Annotated in this window: 14 protein-coding genes; 6 read left to right on the top strand and 8 right to left on the bottom strand. The window is 63.7% G+C overall.

Annotation, left to right across the window (positions count from 1 at the left end; all coding sequences use genetic code 11):
* The first annotated feature begins 36 nt into the window (after positions 1–36).
* Together PI87_RS07975 and PI87_RS07980 are read left to right on the top strand one after the other, a co-directional pair.
* On the top strand, positions 37–477 hold the full coding sequence (locus tag PI87_RS07975) for an acyl-CoA thioesterase (RefSeq protein WP_039597183.1): 441 nt from the start codon (positions 37–39) through the stop codon (positions 475–477).
* A 129-nt stretch (positions 478–606) separates the two neighbouring features.
* Entirely contained in the window at positions 607–828 is a 222-nt protein-coding gene (locus tag PI87_RS07980; RefSeq protein WP_039597371.1) for a hypothetical protein, read from the top strand.
* Positions 829–1,006: 178 nt separating this feature from the next.
* On the opposite strand, the gene PI87_RS07985 is transcribed toward PI87_RS07980, so the two are convergent.
* The 3 genes from PI87_RS07985 to PI87_RS07995 are packed head-to-tail and all read right to left on the bottom strand — an operon-like array spanning position 1,007 to position 2,852.
* Positions 1,007–1,582: a hypothetical protein gene (locus PI87_RS07985; protein WP_052321460.1), complete on the bottom strand. Its 576-nt coding sequence runs from the start codon at positions 1,580–1,582 to the stop codon at positions 1,007–1,009.
* A 50-nt stretch (positions 1,583–1,632) separates the two neighbouring features.
* On the bottom strand, positions 1,633–2,289 hold the full coding sequence (locus PI87_RS07990) for a type VI secretion system amidase effector protein Tae4 (protein ID WP_039597185.1): 657 nt from the start codon (positions 2,287–2,289) through the stop codon (positions 1,633–1,635).
* Positions 2,286–2,852, bottom strand: a complete 567-nt coding sequence (locus PI87_RS07995) for a hypothetical protein (RefSeq protein ID WP_039597186.1) — start codon at positions 2,850–2,852, stop codon at positions 2,286–2,288. The genes PI87_RS07990 and PI87_RS07995 overlap by 4 nt, the downstream gene beginning before the upstream one ends.
* 483 nt (positions 2,853–3,335) lie before the next feature.
* Here PI87_RS07995 and PI87_RS08000 point away from each other — a divergent pair, with 483 nt between their 5' ends.
* A complete protein-coding gene (locus PI87_RS08000; protein ID WP_039597187.1) occupies positions 3,336–3,611 on the top strand; it encodes a hypothetical protein in 276 nt (91 codons plus the stop codon).
* A 141-nt stretch (positions 3,612–3,752) separates the two neighbouring features.
* Positions 3,753–4,415, top strand: coding sequence for a VOC family protein (locus tag PI87_RS08005; protein WP_039597188.1), 663 nt, complete (start codon positions 3,753–3,755; stop codon positions 4,413–4,415).
* Positions 4,416–4,447: 32 nt separating this feature from the next.
* Here the strand turns inward: PI87_RS08005 and PI87_RS08010 are convergent, their stop codons facing one another.
* The gene (locus tag PI87_RS08010; RefSeq protein ID WP_039597189.1) at positions 4,448–5,353 is read right to left on the bottom strand and encodes a LysR substrate-binding domain-containing protein; all 906 of its coding nucleotides are present in this window, start codon (positions 5,351–5,353) and stop codon (positions 4,448–4,450) included.
* A gap of 105 nt (positions 5,354–5,458) precedes the next feature.
* Between PI87_RS08010 and PI87_RS08015 the strand changes: the two genes are divergently transcribed.
* The gene (locus PI87_RS08015; protein ID WP_039597372.1) at positions 5,459–6,067 is read left to right on the top strand and encodes a LysE family translocator; all 609 of its coding nucleotides are present in this window, start codon (positions 5,459–5,461) and stop codon (positions 6,065–6,067) included.
* A gap of 19 nt (positions 6,068–6,086) precedes the next feature.
* Here PI87_RS08015 and PI87_RS08020 read toward each other — a convergent pair whose 3' ends face one another.
* Positions 6,087–7,511: a coniferyl aldehyde dehydrogenase gene (locus tag PI87_RS08020; RefSeq protein ID WP_232313959.1), complete on the bottom strand. Its 1,425-nt coding sequence runs from the start codon at positions 7,509–7,511 to the stop codon at positions 6,087–6,089.
* 362 nt (positions 7,512–7,873) lie between these two features.
* Here PI87_RS08020 and PI87_RS08025 point away from each other — a divergent pair, with 362 nt between their 5' ends.
* Positions 7,874–9,592: a GMC family oxidoreductase gene (locus PI87_RS08025; RefSeq protein ID WP_039597190.1), complete on the top strand. Its 1,719-nt coding sequence runs from the start codon at positions 7,874–7,876 to the stop codon at positions 9,590–9,592.
* Positions 9,593–9,895: 303 nt separating this feature from the next.
* Here the strand turns inward: PI87_RS08025 and PI87_RS08030 are convergent, their stop codons facing one another.
* The 3 genes from PI87_RS08030 to PI87_RS08040 form a co-directional block, all read right to left on the bottom strand.
* The gene (locus PI87_RS08030) at positions 9,896–10,801 is read right to left on the bottom strand and encodes an amino acid ABC transporter substrate-binding protein (RefSeq protein ID WP_039597191.1); all 906 of its coding nucleotides are present in this window, start codon (positions 10,799–10,801) and stop codon (positions 9,896–9,898) included.
* Between the two features lie 257 nt (positions 10,802–11,058).
* Positions 11,059–11,946 (bottom strand): amino acid ABC transporter substrate-binding protein, encoded by an 888-nt coding sequence (locus tag PI87_RS08035; RefSeq protein ID WP_039597192.1) that lies wholly within the window; start codon positions 11,944–11,946, stop codon positions 11,059–11,061.
* A gap of 115 nt (positions 11,947–12,061) precedes the next feature.
* Positions 12,062–13,723: an acyl-CoA dehydrogenase family protein gene (locus tag PI87_RS08040; protein ID WP_039597193.1), complete on the bottom strand. Its 1,662-nt coding sequence runs from the start codon at positions 13,721–13,723 to the stop codon at positions 12,062–12,064.
* Between the last annotated feature and the right edge of the window lie 637 nt (positions 13,724–14,360).

Raw genomic sequence — 14,360 nt, forward strand, 5'->3', positions numbered from 1 at the left:
CACAATGCAGGCACCCTCGCCTCTCCACATACCAAGATGACGACCCCGTCGATCCACGACTTCCCCCTGCACGCCACCGACAAGCTCCGCTACGGCGACACCGACCGCCAGGGCCACATCAACAACGCCGTCTTCGCCACCTACCTGGAAACCGGCCGCGTGGAGATGCTCTTCAACCCCGACAACCCCCTGGCCGCACCCGGCTGCGAGTTCGTCATCGCGCAGTTGGTGCTCGACTTCCGCAACGAAATCCTCTGGCCCGGTTCAGTGCAGATCGGCACGCGCGTCGCGCACATCGGGCGCAGCTCGGTCAAGCTCGAACAGGCCATCTTCCAGAATGGCCGCTGCGCTGCCACCTCCCAGTCGGTGATCGTGCAGATTGACGTCGCCACGCGCCAATCGGCCGCGATTACTGATAGCGCCCGGGCGCGGCTGACTGCGCTCGTTGTCACCCCCGCTGGTGCAGAAACCGAGTAAGCGAACGGGCATTGCGCGTGATGCGCGGTCGACGCAAACGCAACCGCGCGGATATTTTTAACTTTGTTTGCGCTCCGGCCCTTGCTTGGTGGGAAGATGGCTCTCCCGTTCGACCAGAAGGAGGTGACCATGGGACTGTTGGATGAAGTAGGCAAGATCGCCGGCGCCGTCGCCGCCGTTGAAGCCACCGAGAAAGTCGATCCGGATGCCGGCCTGCTGACCAAGGCTGTCGCTGCTGTTGCCGGTTTCAAGGGCGCAGGCGCGCTGGAAGAGATGGTGGAGAAGAAAGACGAAGCCAAGGCCGAAGGCGAGCAAGCTGCGCCGGAAGATGGGGCTGCACCGCAGGCTTGATTGGCTTGCAGGCTCGAAAGGATTTGGGGGACCCCGCCGGTTGGCGGGGTTTTTGTTTGCGTGGGGCGTTATCAGGAGAGCACTGCAAGCCCGTACTTCGGCATAAGCTGCATCAGGTGCGTTGCGATACCACTCGGCTTCTTGTCACCCTGCATTTCAGGTCCGTTTGGAAGTGAGCCTATGGCCGATTGTCTGGTGCGCACAGATTCATCGATTTCAAAGGGATGGCGCCGAAGACGTTTTCTTGTGGAATGAGGGAGAAGTTTTTCCAATCTGACTCGCGCACGAAGACAACACCAATCTTGCAAAGCATCTGCACTTGCCTTGGGCGCTTTTCGCACGATGCACCGCCAATTGCGCAGCGTTGCCACTGAGGGATCATGCTTGCAGCACTGGATTGTCCCGCTTCAGGAGCGGCGTATGCTTGAACGTCACGGATTGCAATCGCCATGTACATAAAATCCAGATCGGGCTGAATGGGCCGCGCTTTTTCCGCCGCGACGTAGTGCGCACGCAGTTGAAAAACGTAATGACAGGTCGCAGCAAGAATGAACCCGATCATCAACGCTGCTGACACGACAACTACGCGACGCGCTGTCAGCTTTTCCCCGCGCGTAAGCAGGGCGCCCAGAATCGGAAACATGAGTACGGTTGCGAGTCCAGTGAGCAGGGCCGCCTCCAACTCTGGGCTCGCGCAGTCCAATCCGCACCCCGGGTTATGGTCGAACACGGTCATGATGCGCACGACCACCATGGCGGTCACGAGCCCCGCGAAAACGAACCCAGAAAATGCGGCTAGCCGACTCACTTGACCTCCCAGAAAAGAATTTTTCTCGAATTACGCAGATCGGAGAAACCTAAGGACGTCCCCGGAAACAGTGAGTTCATTCCGAACATTCTGCCAACCGTTGCAATCGACCCTAGGGGGCCGCTGATCGTCAGGCGGGAGCCATTCCATAAATCAATATGCCCGCCGCTTGCGCTACCCGCGGAATCACTATCGCGCGCCCAGTAGCTGTCAAACATGATGATGCCGGTTCGCCCCTTCACCTTTGACTCCCAGTCCGGCCCGGTAATGTCCTCAGTTTTGCCAAGCCCACAGAACGGCTGCTTGCTCAACCAAGACCCCATCTGATCTGCGAGGACAGCCGTGTATTTTCCACTCATGAGGATGCGCCCGAACTGGCTACCAAGTTTGACCGTGACATTGGCCGGTATGAACGACTTCATCTCGATGCCGGTTCTGTGCAACGTCACGCTCATCCGAATTGCGCACTGGTTCCCAAAGCCGGGTGGCACCTTCCCGGTCTTGGTATCCCGATAGGGATTGCCGGTCTCATAATTTGCCCATAACTCGGCGAAAGTGACTGCAGGCACGTCGACCCTGCACACTGACCCTGGCGTTGTGTTGGTTTTGACCTGCGCTTTCTGTTTAAGCGGTTTGCGCTGCGCAGCTGTCATGCTTGCTCTCCTGCTTGCTTTGCCAGTGCCTCGTCACCCCAGAGCACGGTGTAGGTTTCCTCGCTTTGCGTATCGATGCGCGGCAGCAGTCCGCTTGCGGGTATGCGTCCCGAGAAAACGCGACCGTCTGCAGTCTCGATGTAGTACGGCACACCTTCTAGGTTCGTGGCCGCGAGATGTGCCTGCTCGTCGTATGACACCTCCCCGCGTTGCACTGCATAAGCGGGAGCTGCCGGCGCACGCATCTGCGCAATCTCCTCGCTCGTAAATCTCATGAACATGCCGCGCTTGGGGGCATAGAAGACGGGTGGCGGGTTACATCCGCAAACATTGATGTCGCCGCCTAAAGCCCACGGTTTGCCATTCGGTCCGGTGCCGCTGTGGCGCGGCCCTCCGTTGGGTGCGATGAACCCTTCCCGCTTGCATGCCGTGCAGTACGTTCTCATGTAGAGCGTGGCGATTCGCACGGTCGGCGGCGGATTGGAACACGTGATGTATTCCAACCCCTCCGTAATCGTGGCGCTGCCGCCCTGGTCACCTCGGGCAAGGAAGTACCGGATCATGCTGTCTCCGTTTGTAGTGATGGGCTGTGTTGTTCGGCTTGCTACCGACGAACAATGGTGCTCAGCTTGTCTCGGCAATCCCATACCCATCCGAGAGATTTGGCGAAACGTTACAAACGAAGCGCATGAATTCGGTCGCCATAATCCGCGTGTCACCGCCTTCGCGGTGACCGGGTTTCGCAGCCCATCCAAACACTTCAGACGGACAGCCGCCTTAGCGCGGCGTTTTCATGTCCGGTGCTTGCGCGCGCCTATGCTTTCTGCGGCGGGCCGGGCAGGGAGACCTTCGGGTCTGCCGGTTTCCTGAGGTGGCCGGTCTGCGAACCCTGTCGTCGGGCCCGCCACCCTCGATCGCAGCGAATGGCGGGTCTCCTGCAATCACCTCAGGAGGCCGTATGGCAACCGCACTTAGCGGGCATCGCCCCGCGCTTATCCTTCCCCATCCTCTTGGCATTTGGCGCATCCCATTTCGGGAGGCCGCCGATGACGCCCAGCAAACGCCGCATTTACCTGACCGGCGCGCTGGCGGCGCGAGACTTTCTCTGCCGCAAGCAATCTGACCTGCATCGGCATCAGCAATACGAGCCGAATGCATTGCGTTGGGAATTGGTGTTTTCAGGCATGCATCCGCCGGAGTACCGGGCGGGCTTTCTTGATGCCATCGGCGCGTTCGTGCTGATGATGCTGGAGGGCTGTCAGGTGAACCCTGAAACGTGGGAAGTGCTCACCGCCGTAGAGCGGGCTGGCGAGAGCCAGTAACAACCGGAAGGACGTATCCCCGGGACGGGCGGGGATGCCGCAAATCAGCACGCTAACCAGAACAGCCCCCAAGAACGCCTTGAAGAGGCATGTGGCATCCTGAGCGCCGCAGGTTACTGATCGATACCCACGGGGGCCATCTTGAAGCTCGACCACATTGCCTTCGCCGCGCAATCCCTCGATCAAGCGCATGACTATGCGTTGCGCTTGTTCGGCGTGAAGCTCCCTACGGGAGGCAAGCATCCGTTGATGGGCACGCACAACTTGCTCACGCGGATCGCACCCGGCGTCTTTCTGGAATTCATTGCCATTGACCCCGAGGCGCCTCCACCCAACAGGACGCGCTGGTTTGCACTGGACCGGCTGATGCAGGAAGGCAAGCTGGAAGAAGCGCCCCGCTTGTTCGGCTGGGTGGCCAGCCTTCCCGGCTTGGCGCGCAACGTTACGGATATCGATTCACCGCAACACGAACTGCTGGAAGTGTCGCGTGGCGATTTGCGGTGGCACTTCTTCCACCGCGCAGACGGTGAAGCGGAGGCAGGCGGGTGCGTGCCTGCCATGATCGACTGGGCAAGCGGCGCCAGCCCGGTCGACAAGATGCAGGAGGTTGGAATTCACCTGAACCAGTTCCAACTGGCGCATCCGGAGATGGCCGCCATCCACGAACAGCTTGATCGACAGGGCTGGAATGCTGCCAGCCCCGAGAACCACCATGTCGCGTTCGTGCAGGCGGCGCAGCCTGCATTGACACTCGTGCTCGACACGCCGAACGGGCGGGTGCAGATCGGCGGCGGTGCCATTTAGCTACCGGCGGGCGTACGAGATACGCCGACTCGTCAGGCTGCGCGGTCCCAGGCGATCGTGCTGCGCCGCTCTCCCACGCTGGCCCGCGTCGAAAACCCCTCACGAATACACTGCCCAAGCGCCTGCGCAGCCTGGTTTGCCCCTTGAGCTGGCAGTAGCAGGCTGATCGCAAACATCGGCAATTCCGGCAGGCCGGCTTCGGGCCCGAGGATGTCCAGATCCGCCGGCACCGTCGGCGTCAGCCACGCCGTGACAGCCAGGCCGGTACGCACCGTAGCGGTGGTCGCTTCGATGTTGCCGCTCTCGAACGCCGTGCGCCATTCGATGCCGTGCTCGCCCAGCACCTTCAGCACGCGGGCGCGGAAGGCGCAGCTCTCATCCACCATCGACAGCGGCAGCGGGCGCTTCGCATGCACGTTGCCGCCGCGCGGGCCCACCCACACCAGCCGCTCCACGCACAGGCATTCGCCCTCGGCTTCGTCCACTGGGGCTTCGACCACGGCGACATCGAGTTCGCCGCGTGCAATGCCTTCCGACAACTCGGGCGAGGTGCCGCACACAATGGTCAGGTCCACCGATGGCCATGCCTCGGTAAAGGCCTTGAAGATGGGCGGGAAGATGGTGCCGACCAGGTCATATGGCACGCCCAGGCGCACCGGGCCCTGCAGCGGGCGCGCGGCCATATCGGCCCAGACTTCGTCGTTGAGGGCGAGCAGGCGTTTGGCGCGGCCGAGGAAACGCTCACCCGCGTGGGTGAGTTCGAGCCGGCGGCCGTCGCGCTCGAACAGGCGGCATTCGAAGGCGTCTTCAAGCCGCTTGATCTGCTGGCTGACGGCACCCTGCGTGAGGTGCAGCGCGTTGGCCGCCACCGTCATGCTGGCGTTTTCCGCCACGGCAACGAAGGTGCGGACGAGGGTGATGTCGAGGTTCTTGGCCATCAATGCATTCTAGTTGCTAATGCATGGCATCAAAAACCTTCGGTTTGCTAATGGATTGCGGCGCTCTACAGTGGGTCGTCCATCACGTGCCCAGGGGTGCAGTTCATGCCAGTCGACCCGCTTCCGTCCATTGCACCGCTCGTGCTGTTTGCTGTGGTGTCGACCGTCTCGCCAGGCGGGGCGACGACGCTGGCGACGGCTTCAGGTTCGCAGTTCGGCTTCCGGCGCTCGATTCCGTTGATGGCGGGGATTGCCGTGGGGTTGGCCTCGTTGGCAGCCGGTGCAGCGGCGGGCTTGGCCGGGTTGCTATTGGCCGCGCCGAGCCTGTTGCTGGTGATGAAGGCGGCGGGTTCTGCTTACCTGCTGTGGCTTGCGTGGAAGGTGGCGCGCAGCGGGCCACCCAATTTCAATGCCAGCGCGGCCGTGCCGACCACGCTGCTGGGCGGCGCCTGCCTGCTGTGGCTGAACCCGAAGGGCTGGGCGATGGCGCTGGGCGCGGCCGCGTCTTTTGCAATGCTGGCGAGCGGTCCGTTGCAACTGGCTGCCCTGCTGGGCGCGACGTTCGGGCTGGCGGCGCTCGTGTCGCTGTCGCTGTGGTGTGCGGCGGGCATCGTGCTGGCGCGGCTGCTGAAGACGCCGCGCCAGTGGCGTGTGCTCAACGCCGTGCTGGGCGTGCTGCTGGCCGTCTCCATCGTGCCGATGTGGACGTCCTGAACGAGGCCAGCGACTCGGTTCAGCGCACCAGCAGCTTCATCATCGTCTCGAACGTCTTGCCATACGGCGCGCGGAACAGGCCCAGCCCGTTGAGGCTGGCCTGCTTGAACACCGGCTTCATCTTCGAGAACCGCTCGAACCCGTGGATGCCGTGGTACGCGCCCATGCCGCTGGCACCGACGCCACCAAACGGCAGGTCATCCTGCGCCACATGCAGCAGCGTCTCGTTGATGCACACGCCGCCGGCAATGGTGCTGGCCATCACGCGGTCCACCGTGCTGCTGTTGCGCTCGAACAGGTACAGCGCCAGCGGACGCGGCCGGGCGTTGATGTAGTCGATGGCTTCGCCCAGCGTGCGATACGGCACCAGCGGCAGCAGCGGGCCGAAGATCTCTTCCTGCATGACGCGCATGTCTTCCGTGCCGCCGGTGATGAGCGCGGGCGGGAACTGGCGTGTGTCTGCGCTGGGCGCGGCGTTGGTGAGCGGCAGCACCTGCGCGCCTTGCGTGCGTGCCTCATCGGCCAGGCTCACCATGCGCTGGAAGTGGCGCGGACTGATGAGCGTGGTGTAGTCGCGGTTGCGCGCCATGTCGGGATACATCTTGCCGACCAGCTTGCGTGCAACGTCGATGAAGCGCTGTTCGGTGCCCGCCGGTAGCAGCACGTAATCGGGCGCCACGCAGGTCTGCCCGGCGTTCAGCAGCTTGCCGACCAGCGTGCGTTCCACCGCGCGGTCGAAGTCCGCATCGGGCCCGATGATGGTGGGCGACTTGCCGCCCAGCTCCAGCGTCACCGGCGTGAGGTTGTCCGCCGCTGCGCGCATGACGTGGTGGCCGACGTTGGTCGAGCCCGTGAACAGCAGATGGTCGAACGGCAGCCGCGAGAACGCCTCGGCAACGTCGGCATCGCCATTGATCACGCGCACTTCATCGGCAGCAAAGTGGCGCTCGATCAGGTCGGCAAACAGCGCGGAAAAGCGTGGCGTGTATTCCGAGAGCTTCACCATCGCCCGGTTGCCCGCCGCCAATGCGGACACCAGCGGCCCGATGGTCAGGTAGATCGGGTAGTTCCACGGCACGACGATGCCCGCCACGCCCAGCGGCTGGGGAATCAGCCGCGTGCTGGCCGGGCGGAACCACAGGCTCACGCCGCGCCGCTGCACGCGCATCCAGCGCTTGCCGTGTGACAGCGCGTGCTTGATGCCGTCCACGCTGGGGAAGATCTCCAGCAGATCCGTCTCTTGCCGTGAGCGGTTGCCGAAGTCTGCGCTGACGGCCTGGGCGATGGCGCTGCGGTTGTCCATGACCAGGCGCTTGAGGCGCTCCAGCCTGTCGCGGCGTACGGACCATGCGGGCAGCATGTCGGCCTGGTGGGCAGCGCGCATGGCCTCAAAGGTTTGCTGCATGCGCAGCAGGTGCGGGGCGGGCAGGTCGGCAGGTTGCATGGCGATGCTCCTGGCAAGGGTGGACGGTTGGCGAGGTGGCGCAATCGCAAAGGAGTATGGTCGCCCAGGCAGCCTTGCGAAGCCCTGATACGGCCGCACCGTGTGCGGCATGGCGCCCTCGTACGGGCGCGCGCAGGCGCATACGCAACGCAAATTGCTGCGATGCGGCGGGCTGTCTGCCAAGTCCTGACAGGGGTTTGCACGTCATCTCCCTCGGCATTGCTGCATGACATCGAACGATGCCTCTAATGCGGGTTAGCCCGACCGTTTGAAACAACCCATGGCGCCTAGCATGTGAGTTCGTGACCGGCAGTCAGCCGGCGGCGGCGCTCGCCCAATAAAAACCCCATCCGGAGACACCCATGGCCAACGATTCGCTCACTTTCGACTACGTCATCGTCGGCGCCGGTTCGGCCGGTTGCGCGCTCGCCAGCCGACTGACCGAAGACCCGGACGTGACCGTCGCGCTGCTGGAAGCGGGGCCGCATGACCATCACCTTTCGGTGTGGGTGCCGGCGGGGTGTGCGGCATCGCTGCCGTTCAAGAACAAGCGCAACTACGGGTTCGAGACCGTGCCGCAACCGGGCCTGGGCGGGCGCCAGGGCTATCAGCCGCGCGGGCGCGGGCTGGGCGGCAGCTCGTCGCTCAACGCGATGATCTACATCCGCGGTACGCACAACGACTACGACCACTGGGCCTCGCTCGGCTGCACCGGCTGGGGCTGGAATGATGTGCTGCCCTACTTCAAGCGCTCCGAAGGCAACGAGCGCTTTGCCGGCCGCGATAACGACGCGCTGCACGGCGGCAACGGCCCGCTGCACGTGAGCGACCTGCGCACCGGCAACCCGATCCCGAAGCGCTTTGTCGACGCCGCTGCTGCGGCCGGCTATCGCCGCAACGACGATTTCAATGGTCCGGAGCAGGAAGGCGTGGGCCTGTACCAGGTCACCCAGCACAACGGTGAACGCTGGAACGCCGCACGCGCCTATCTGCACGGTGGCGACAAGACCGATGCCACCCTCAGCGGCAACCGCCGCCAGTTGACGGTGATGCCCGACACGCAGGCCCTGCGCATTGTCTTTGAGGGCAAGCGCGCGACGGGCGTGGTGGTGGACCGAGGCGGCAGCACGCAGACGCTGAGTGCGCGCCGCGAGGTGATCGTGTCCTCCGGCGCGTTCGGCTCGCCGCAGTTGCTGATGGCCTCGGGCGTGGGCCCAGCCGAGCATCTGCGCTCGCTCGGCATTCCCGTCGTGCAGGATCTGCCAGGCGTTGGCCAGAACCTGCAGGACCACCTCGACATCATCCTGCACAAGAAGCTCTTCAACCTCGACCTGATCGGCTATTCCCTGCGCGGCAGCGCCCACATGCTGGGCGAGATCCTGCGCTACCGCCGCGAGCGGCGCGGCATGCTGGCCACCAACTTTGCTGAAGCAGGCGGCTTTATCAAGAGCCACCCCGATCTGGCCGAACCTGATCTGCAACTGCACTTCGTGGTCGCCATGGCCGACAACCACAACCGCACGTTCAACTACGGCCACGGCTACTCGTGCCACGTGTGCGTGTTGCGCCCGAAGAGCCGCGGCGAGGTACGCCTGGCCTCCGCCGACACGCGCGAGGCACCGCTGATCGATCCGAAGTTCTTGTCCGATCCGGACGACATGAACGGCATGCTCGCGGGCTTCCGCGCGGTAAAGAACATCTTCGCGCAGCAGGCGCTTTCAGAGCTGGGTGGGCGCGAGTTGTACTCGGGAGGGATTCGCGGTGATGGCTCCGACGACGAAGCCGTGCGCGCGCTGATCCGCCAGCATGCAGACACCATCTACCACCCCGTCGGCACCTGCAAGATGGGGAGCGCAGACGATGCAATGGCGGTGGTGGACCCGGAACTGCGCGTGCGCGGCGTGAGCGGCCTGCGCGTGATCGACGGCTCGGTCATGCCGACGCTGATTGGCGGCAACACCAACGCGCCGATCATCATGATTGCCGAGCGCGCGGCAGACCTGATGCGCCAAGGCGGACGCCCGACGCTGAATGTGGTGATAGGTACCACGGCGCAGACGACGCCAGCCGAGGTGCATTGAGCACCGAACAAGACGTGCCTTGACGCTGACACACGCACACCGATGGTTTGGCCGTACCCTGCCCTATGCGGCGCCTTGAATTTTTGTGAGCGGGCGGAAAAAGGAAGGAGGCTTGTCTGAGCGCAGCGAGTTTGCCTCCTTCCCCGCACGGCCACACAAATTCAAGGGGAAGTCGCCGCATCGGGCGCGCCTTTCTTTGCTTACTTTCTTTGGCAAGACAAAGAAAGTGAGTCAGCCCCGGCAGGGGATGAAACAAGGGATGCACCTACAACATCAATAGATTGCCAGGCATCCCTGCCCGCCTTAGTTCCCCGCGCTATCCGTCGGCGTATTGAACGAGTCCCGCAGCAAATAGCTCATCGGCACTTCCAAGTTCACACCATTCGGCGGAATCGGCTGCTGGAACCACTTCTTGTACAGCTTCGGCACCTCGCCATCGACGATCAGGCGCGTCATCGATTGGTCGATCATCTTCTTGAACTCTGGGTCCTGCTTGCTGAGCATGATCGCGTACGACGACACAAGCTGCGTCTTGCCGGCCACCGTGAAGTCCGCCGGATTCTTGGACGTGGCACGCATGCCCGAGAGCAGGATGTCATCACCCGCAAACGCATTGGCGCGGCCATCGGCCAGCATGGCGAAGGCGCTGCGCAGGTCGTTGGCATCCACCACGCGCATCGTCATGCCGCTCTCGTTGAGCTTGCGTGCGAGTTCCGCATTGGTTGATCCGCGCGCAGCCACCACCGTCTTGCCGTTCAGGTCTTCCCATTGCTGGATGCCCGAGTTCGCCTTGACCAGCATGCGGCCCTTGGTGATGTAGTGCGGAATGGTGAAGGCCACCTTCTCGCGCCGATCCGGCGAGTTGTTGGTCGAGCCGCACTCCATGTCGGCCTTGCCCGCGGCGATCACGTCCATGCGGGTGGCAGCCGTCACCGGCACGTACTGCACCTTCAGGTCCGGGCGCTTGAGCGAGGTGCGCAGCGAATCGATCAGCCGCGAGCAGATGTCGATCGTGTAGCCGACCGGCTTGGTGCCGTCGAGGTACGAGAACGGGATGGAATCTTCACGGTAGGCCACGTGCACCGTGCCGGAATCGCGGATGCGATCGAGCGTCGGGGTGGAAGCTACTGCGTTGGCAGCGGGAACAGCAAAGAACGCCGCAGGAACGGCAAGCGCGGCCAGCAGCCACGTGCGCGCAGGGAACAGCATCGTCAAAGGTCCTAGGAGAGGGTTAGGGCTATCTGGGCACGGCTGGCCGCCTCGCTGCCCTGTCGGCGCGGCCATCTGTGCAATCGTTTGCCGGGCCAGGCCCCGCCGATTGCGCAGAACTGGCTTGCGCGCCGTCACTCCCCCCGGGGAATGCCAAAACGTGAAGCAATGTCACGCGCCGCCATGGGCGCGCATTATGGCCTGATTACGGGTATACCCTCAAGCACCTTGCTGGTGCATCGCTTAGAGGTGTTGCGTCAGTCCGCCACCTTGTCGGTCGGGAACTTGAACGAGTCGCGCAGCAGGAAGCTCATGGGGATATCCAGATGCACGCCGTTGGGCGGAATTGGCTGCTGGAACCACTTCTTGTAGAGCTTTTCCGCATCGCCATCGAGGATCGTGCGCGACATTGCCAGGTCGATCACCTTCTTGAACTCCGCATCGTCCTTGCCAAGCATGATCGCGTACGGCGCCACGGCCAGGTTGGAGCCGACCACTGCGTAGTCCGCGGGGTTGGGCGAGGTGGCCCGGAAGCCGTAGAGCAGCACGTCGTCCATCGCAAAGGCATCGGCCTTGCCCGCGGCCACCATGCCGAAGGCCTCGGCGTGGTCCTTGGCTTCGATCACGTTGATCTTGAGCACGCGCGCATCGGCCATCGCCCGGATCTGCCCGCCGTTGGTGCTGCCGCGCGTGGACACCACCGTCTTGTTGTTGAGGTCTTCCCAGCGGTGGATACCTGAGCTGGTCTTCACAAGCATGCGGCTGCTGGCAATGTAATGCGGAATAGTGAACGCTACCTTCTCGCGCCGCTCTCGCGTGTTGTTGGTCGAGCCACATTCCAGATCGGCCTTGCCTTCTGTGATGGCGACGATGCGGGTGGCGGGCGTTACCGCCACGTACTGCACCTTCAGGTCGGGCCGCTTGGCCGCCACCTTGATCGCGTCGACCAGCCGCGCGCACAGGTCGATCGAATACCCCACCGGCTTGCCGCCATCGAGGTAGGAAAACGGCACGGAGTTCTCGCGATAGGCCAGCCGGACGGCGCCGGTGTCGCGGATGCGGTCGAGCACGGGGGATGCAGCCAACGCCTGGAATGCGCACAACGCCAGGCCGGCCGCGAGCAGAGCGCGGGTCGGATGCGGCACGGGGGTGTCTCCTGTTTGTTTGTTCTTTTTATGCCGGGCGTGGGCGCGCGGCCCACCTACCCTAGGCGATGCGGACTTTCATCGCGCTTTCACCGGTTTTTTCTTCACCGAGCCTTCACACCGGCCACGCACGTTGCAGCACCGCGCCCAGTTCCTGCGCGTGCCCATCGAGCGTGCCGAACACGCGGCCATGCTGATGGTGGAAGCGGCTGGCGATGAAGCGCTCCGCGTCGTCGGGGTGGGCGTGGGCCAGCATCAGCGCGGCCTGCGCGGTGAGCGCCAGTCCCTGCGCGATGCGGCGTGCGGAGGTCTCCTGAATATCGCCCGGCTGATGCAGCATCGCCTGCAGCGCGGCCAGTTCGGCGCGCACAGCACGGTGCCCCTGCGCACGCTCGCCAATGTCATGCAACAAGCGCAGCGCATCGTCCGGCGTGCGGGCGATGGCACGCAGCACGTCCAGGCACATCACGTTGCCCGAGCCCTCCCAGATGGAGTTGACCGGCGCCTCTCGGTACAGGCGCGCCATCGGGCCCTCTTCCACGTAGCCGTTGCCGCCCCAGACTTCCATGGCCTCGCCGGTGGCTTCGATGGAGCGTTTGCAGACCCAGAACTTGGCGGCGGGCGTGACGATGCGCTTCCAGGCGGCGGCCAGCGGGTCGGCATCGGCACGCTCGAAGGCGTTGCCCAGCTCCATCATCAGCAAGGTCGCGGCTTGCGATTCCAGCGCGAGGTCGGCCAGCACGTTGCGCATGAGCGGTTGATCGACCAGCAGGCGGCCGAATGCCATGCGGTGGCGCGCGTGGTGCAGTGCCTGCATCAGCGCATGGCGCAGGATGGCCGCGCTGCCGATCACGCAGTCCAGGCGCGTGTGCGTCGCCATCTCAATGATGGTCGGGATGCCGCGCCCCTCTTCGCCGATGAGGATGCCCTCCGCGCCGCGGAACTCCACTTCGCTGCTGGCGTTGGAGCGGTTGCCGAGTTTGTCTTTCAGGCGCTGGATCTGGATCGGGTTCTTGCTGCCGTCATCGCGAAAGCGCGGCACGAAGAAGCACGACAGCGGGCCGTCTTCTGCGCCCATGCGTGCAACCACGAGGTGCGCATCGCACATCGGCGCGGAGAAGAACCACTTGTGGCCGGTGATGGCGTACGTCGCGCCGCGCCCCTCGCCGCGCAGGGGCGTGGCCACCGTGGTGTTGCTGCGTACGTCTGACCCGCCCTGCTTCTCGGTCATGCCCATGCCGACGAGGATGGCGGTCTTCTGCCGCCACGGCAGGTCACGCGCATCGTGCTCGCGGGCAAAGAGACGCGGGCCCAGGTCGGCAAACAGCGCGGTCTCTTTCTGCAGCACGGGGATGCTGGCGAACGTCATCGTGGCCGGGCACAGCGAGCCGGATTCGATCTGTCCCTGCATGAAGTAGCCGGCGGTGCGCGCGGCCCACGCGCCGGGGCGCGGCTCGGCAAACGGCAGCGCCTGCAGGCCCTGGCTGCGCATCAGGCCGAGCAGCGCGTGCCAGGCGGGGTCGAAGCGGATGGCGTCGATGCGCTCGCCGGTGCGGCTGTGGGTGTGGAGTTCGGGGTGGTACGCGTTGGCCTCGGCGGCCCACCGCAGGGTCTCGGGGGCGCCGAGCTGGTCACCGAAGGCCGTCAAAGCGTCGGCGTGCCAGCCTCCACCCAGGCGTTCAAGTGCACGCTGCAGTGTGGTGTCAGACGTGAACGGGTTGAAGCCGCTCAGGTCCGGGACCTGGTTGAAGACGCGGTGGGTGGCCTCGATGGGCATTGGGAGTCTCCTGGCGTGTCACTTTTGGTTGTGAGCCCATGGTAGACCAGCGGCGGTTTGGGTGGGTGGAGGCGGTTTTCCATACGGAGGGGCACACGCGATGCGCGCTCTCGATGCGCCGGTCAATACACGCAGGTAAATGTCATTACAAGTGGATGCGCCCCCATTTTTTTGTCGCGATGTGGTGTTGCCGCGATATTGAAATGGCGAGTCGGGATTGGTTGATCATGAATGGTCATGTTGTCTCAACTCCCATTCATTCCATCTCAATGAGAAATGCGAAGTGTTTATTTTTCAATGAGATGGCAAAGCGATACCTGAACGGGAAAACAGGATGGCAGCGCTGTTTTTGGCCGCTTCCTTCAAACGCGGTGTTGACGGGGCGGAGCGCCTTTTTTTAGCATCGCGTCCGGATCGAGATGCCAGTCAAAATGAAAAAGAAAGGCTGCGCGGATCTAACGGGGGAGTTTTTAAGGAAACACACACGGTGATTGCATGGCTTTGCGCGATGCAATGGAGGACGGGTGTGTCAATCCACGCACGATTCCCTCGTAACGGGGGCGTGCCTGACAGCAGCCAGGCACCGAATTTCGCAAGAACGCTCGAGAGAAAAAGCTCGCAACACAGCGGGCGGGAA

Origin of the sequence: Ralstonia sp. A12, from assembly GCF_000801955.1 — a bacterium.
GTDB lineage: Bacteria > Pseudomonadota > Gammaproteobacteria > Burkholderiales > Burkholderiaceae > Ralstonia.

Excerpts from the sequence above, each read along its gene's own strand:
- PI87_RS07975 (WP_039597183.1), top strand. The coding sequence starts at position 37 with ATGACGACCCCGTCGATCCACGACTTCCCCCTGCACGCCACCGACAAG.
- PI87_RS07980 (WP_039597371.1), top strand. The coding sequence starts at position 607 with ATGGGACTGTTGGATGAAGTAGGCAAGATCGCCGGCGCCGTCGCCGCC.
- PI87_RS07985 (WP_052321460.1), bottom strand. The coding sequence starts at position 1,582 with ATGGTGGTCGTGCGCATCATGACCGTGTTCGACCATAACCCGGGGTGC.
- PI87_RS07990 (WP_039597185.1), bottom strand. The coding sequence starts at position 2,289 with ATGACAGCTGCGCAGCGCAAACCGCTTAAACAGAAAGCGCAGGTCAAA.
- PI87_RS07995 (WP_039597186.1), bottom strand. The coding sequence starts at position 2,852 with ATGATCCGGTACTTCCTTGCCCGAGGTGACCAGGGCGGCAGCGCCACG.
- PI87_RS08000 (WP_039597187.1), top strand. The coding sequence starts at position 3,336 with ATGACGCCCAGCAAACGCCGCATTTACCTGACCGGCGCGCTGGCGGCG.
- PI87_RS08010 (WP_039597189.1), bottom strand. The coding sequence starts at position 5,353 with ATGGCCAAGAACCTCGACATCACCCTCGTCCGCACCTTCGTTGCCGTG.
- PI87_RS08015 (WP_039597372.1), top strand. The coding sequence starts at position 5,459 with ATGCCAGTCGACCCGCTTCCGTCCATTGCACCGCTCGTGCTGTTTGCT.
- PI87_RS08020 (WP_232313959.1), bottom strand. The coding sequence starts at position 7,511 with ATGCAACCTGCCGACCTGCCCGCCCCGCACCTGCTGCGCATGCAGCAA.
- PI87_RS08025 (WP_039597190.1), top strand. The coding sequence starts at position 7,874 with ATGGCCAACGATTCGCTCACTTTCGACTACGTCATCGTCGGCGCCGGT.
- PI87_RS08030 (WP_039597191.1), bottom strand. The coding sequence starts at position 10,801 with ATGCTGTTCCCTGCGCGCACGTGGCTGCTGGCCGCGCTTGCCGTTCCT.
- PI87_RS08040 (WP_039597193.1), bottom strand. The coding sequence starts at position 13,723 with ATGCCCATCGAGGCCACCCACCGCGTCTTCAACCAGGTCCCGGACCTG.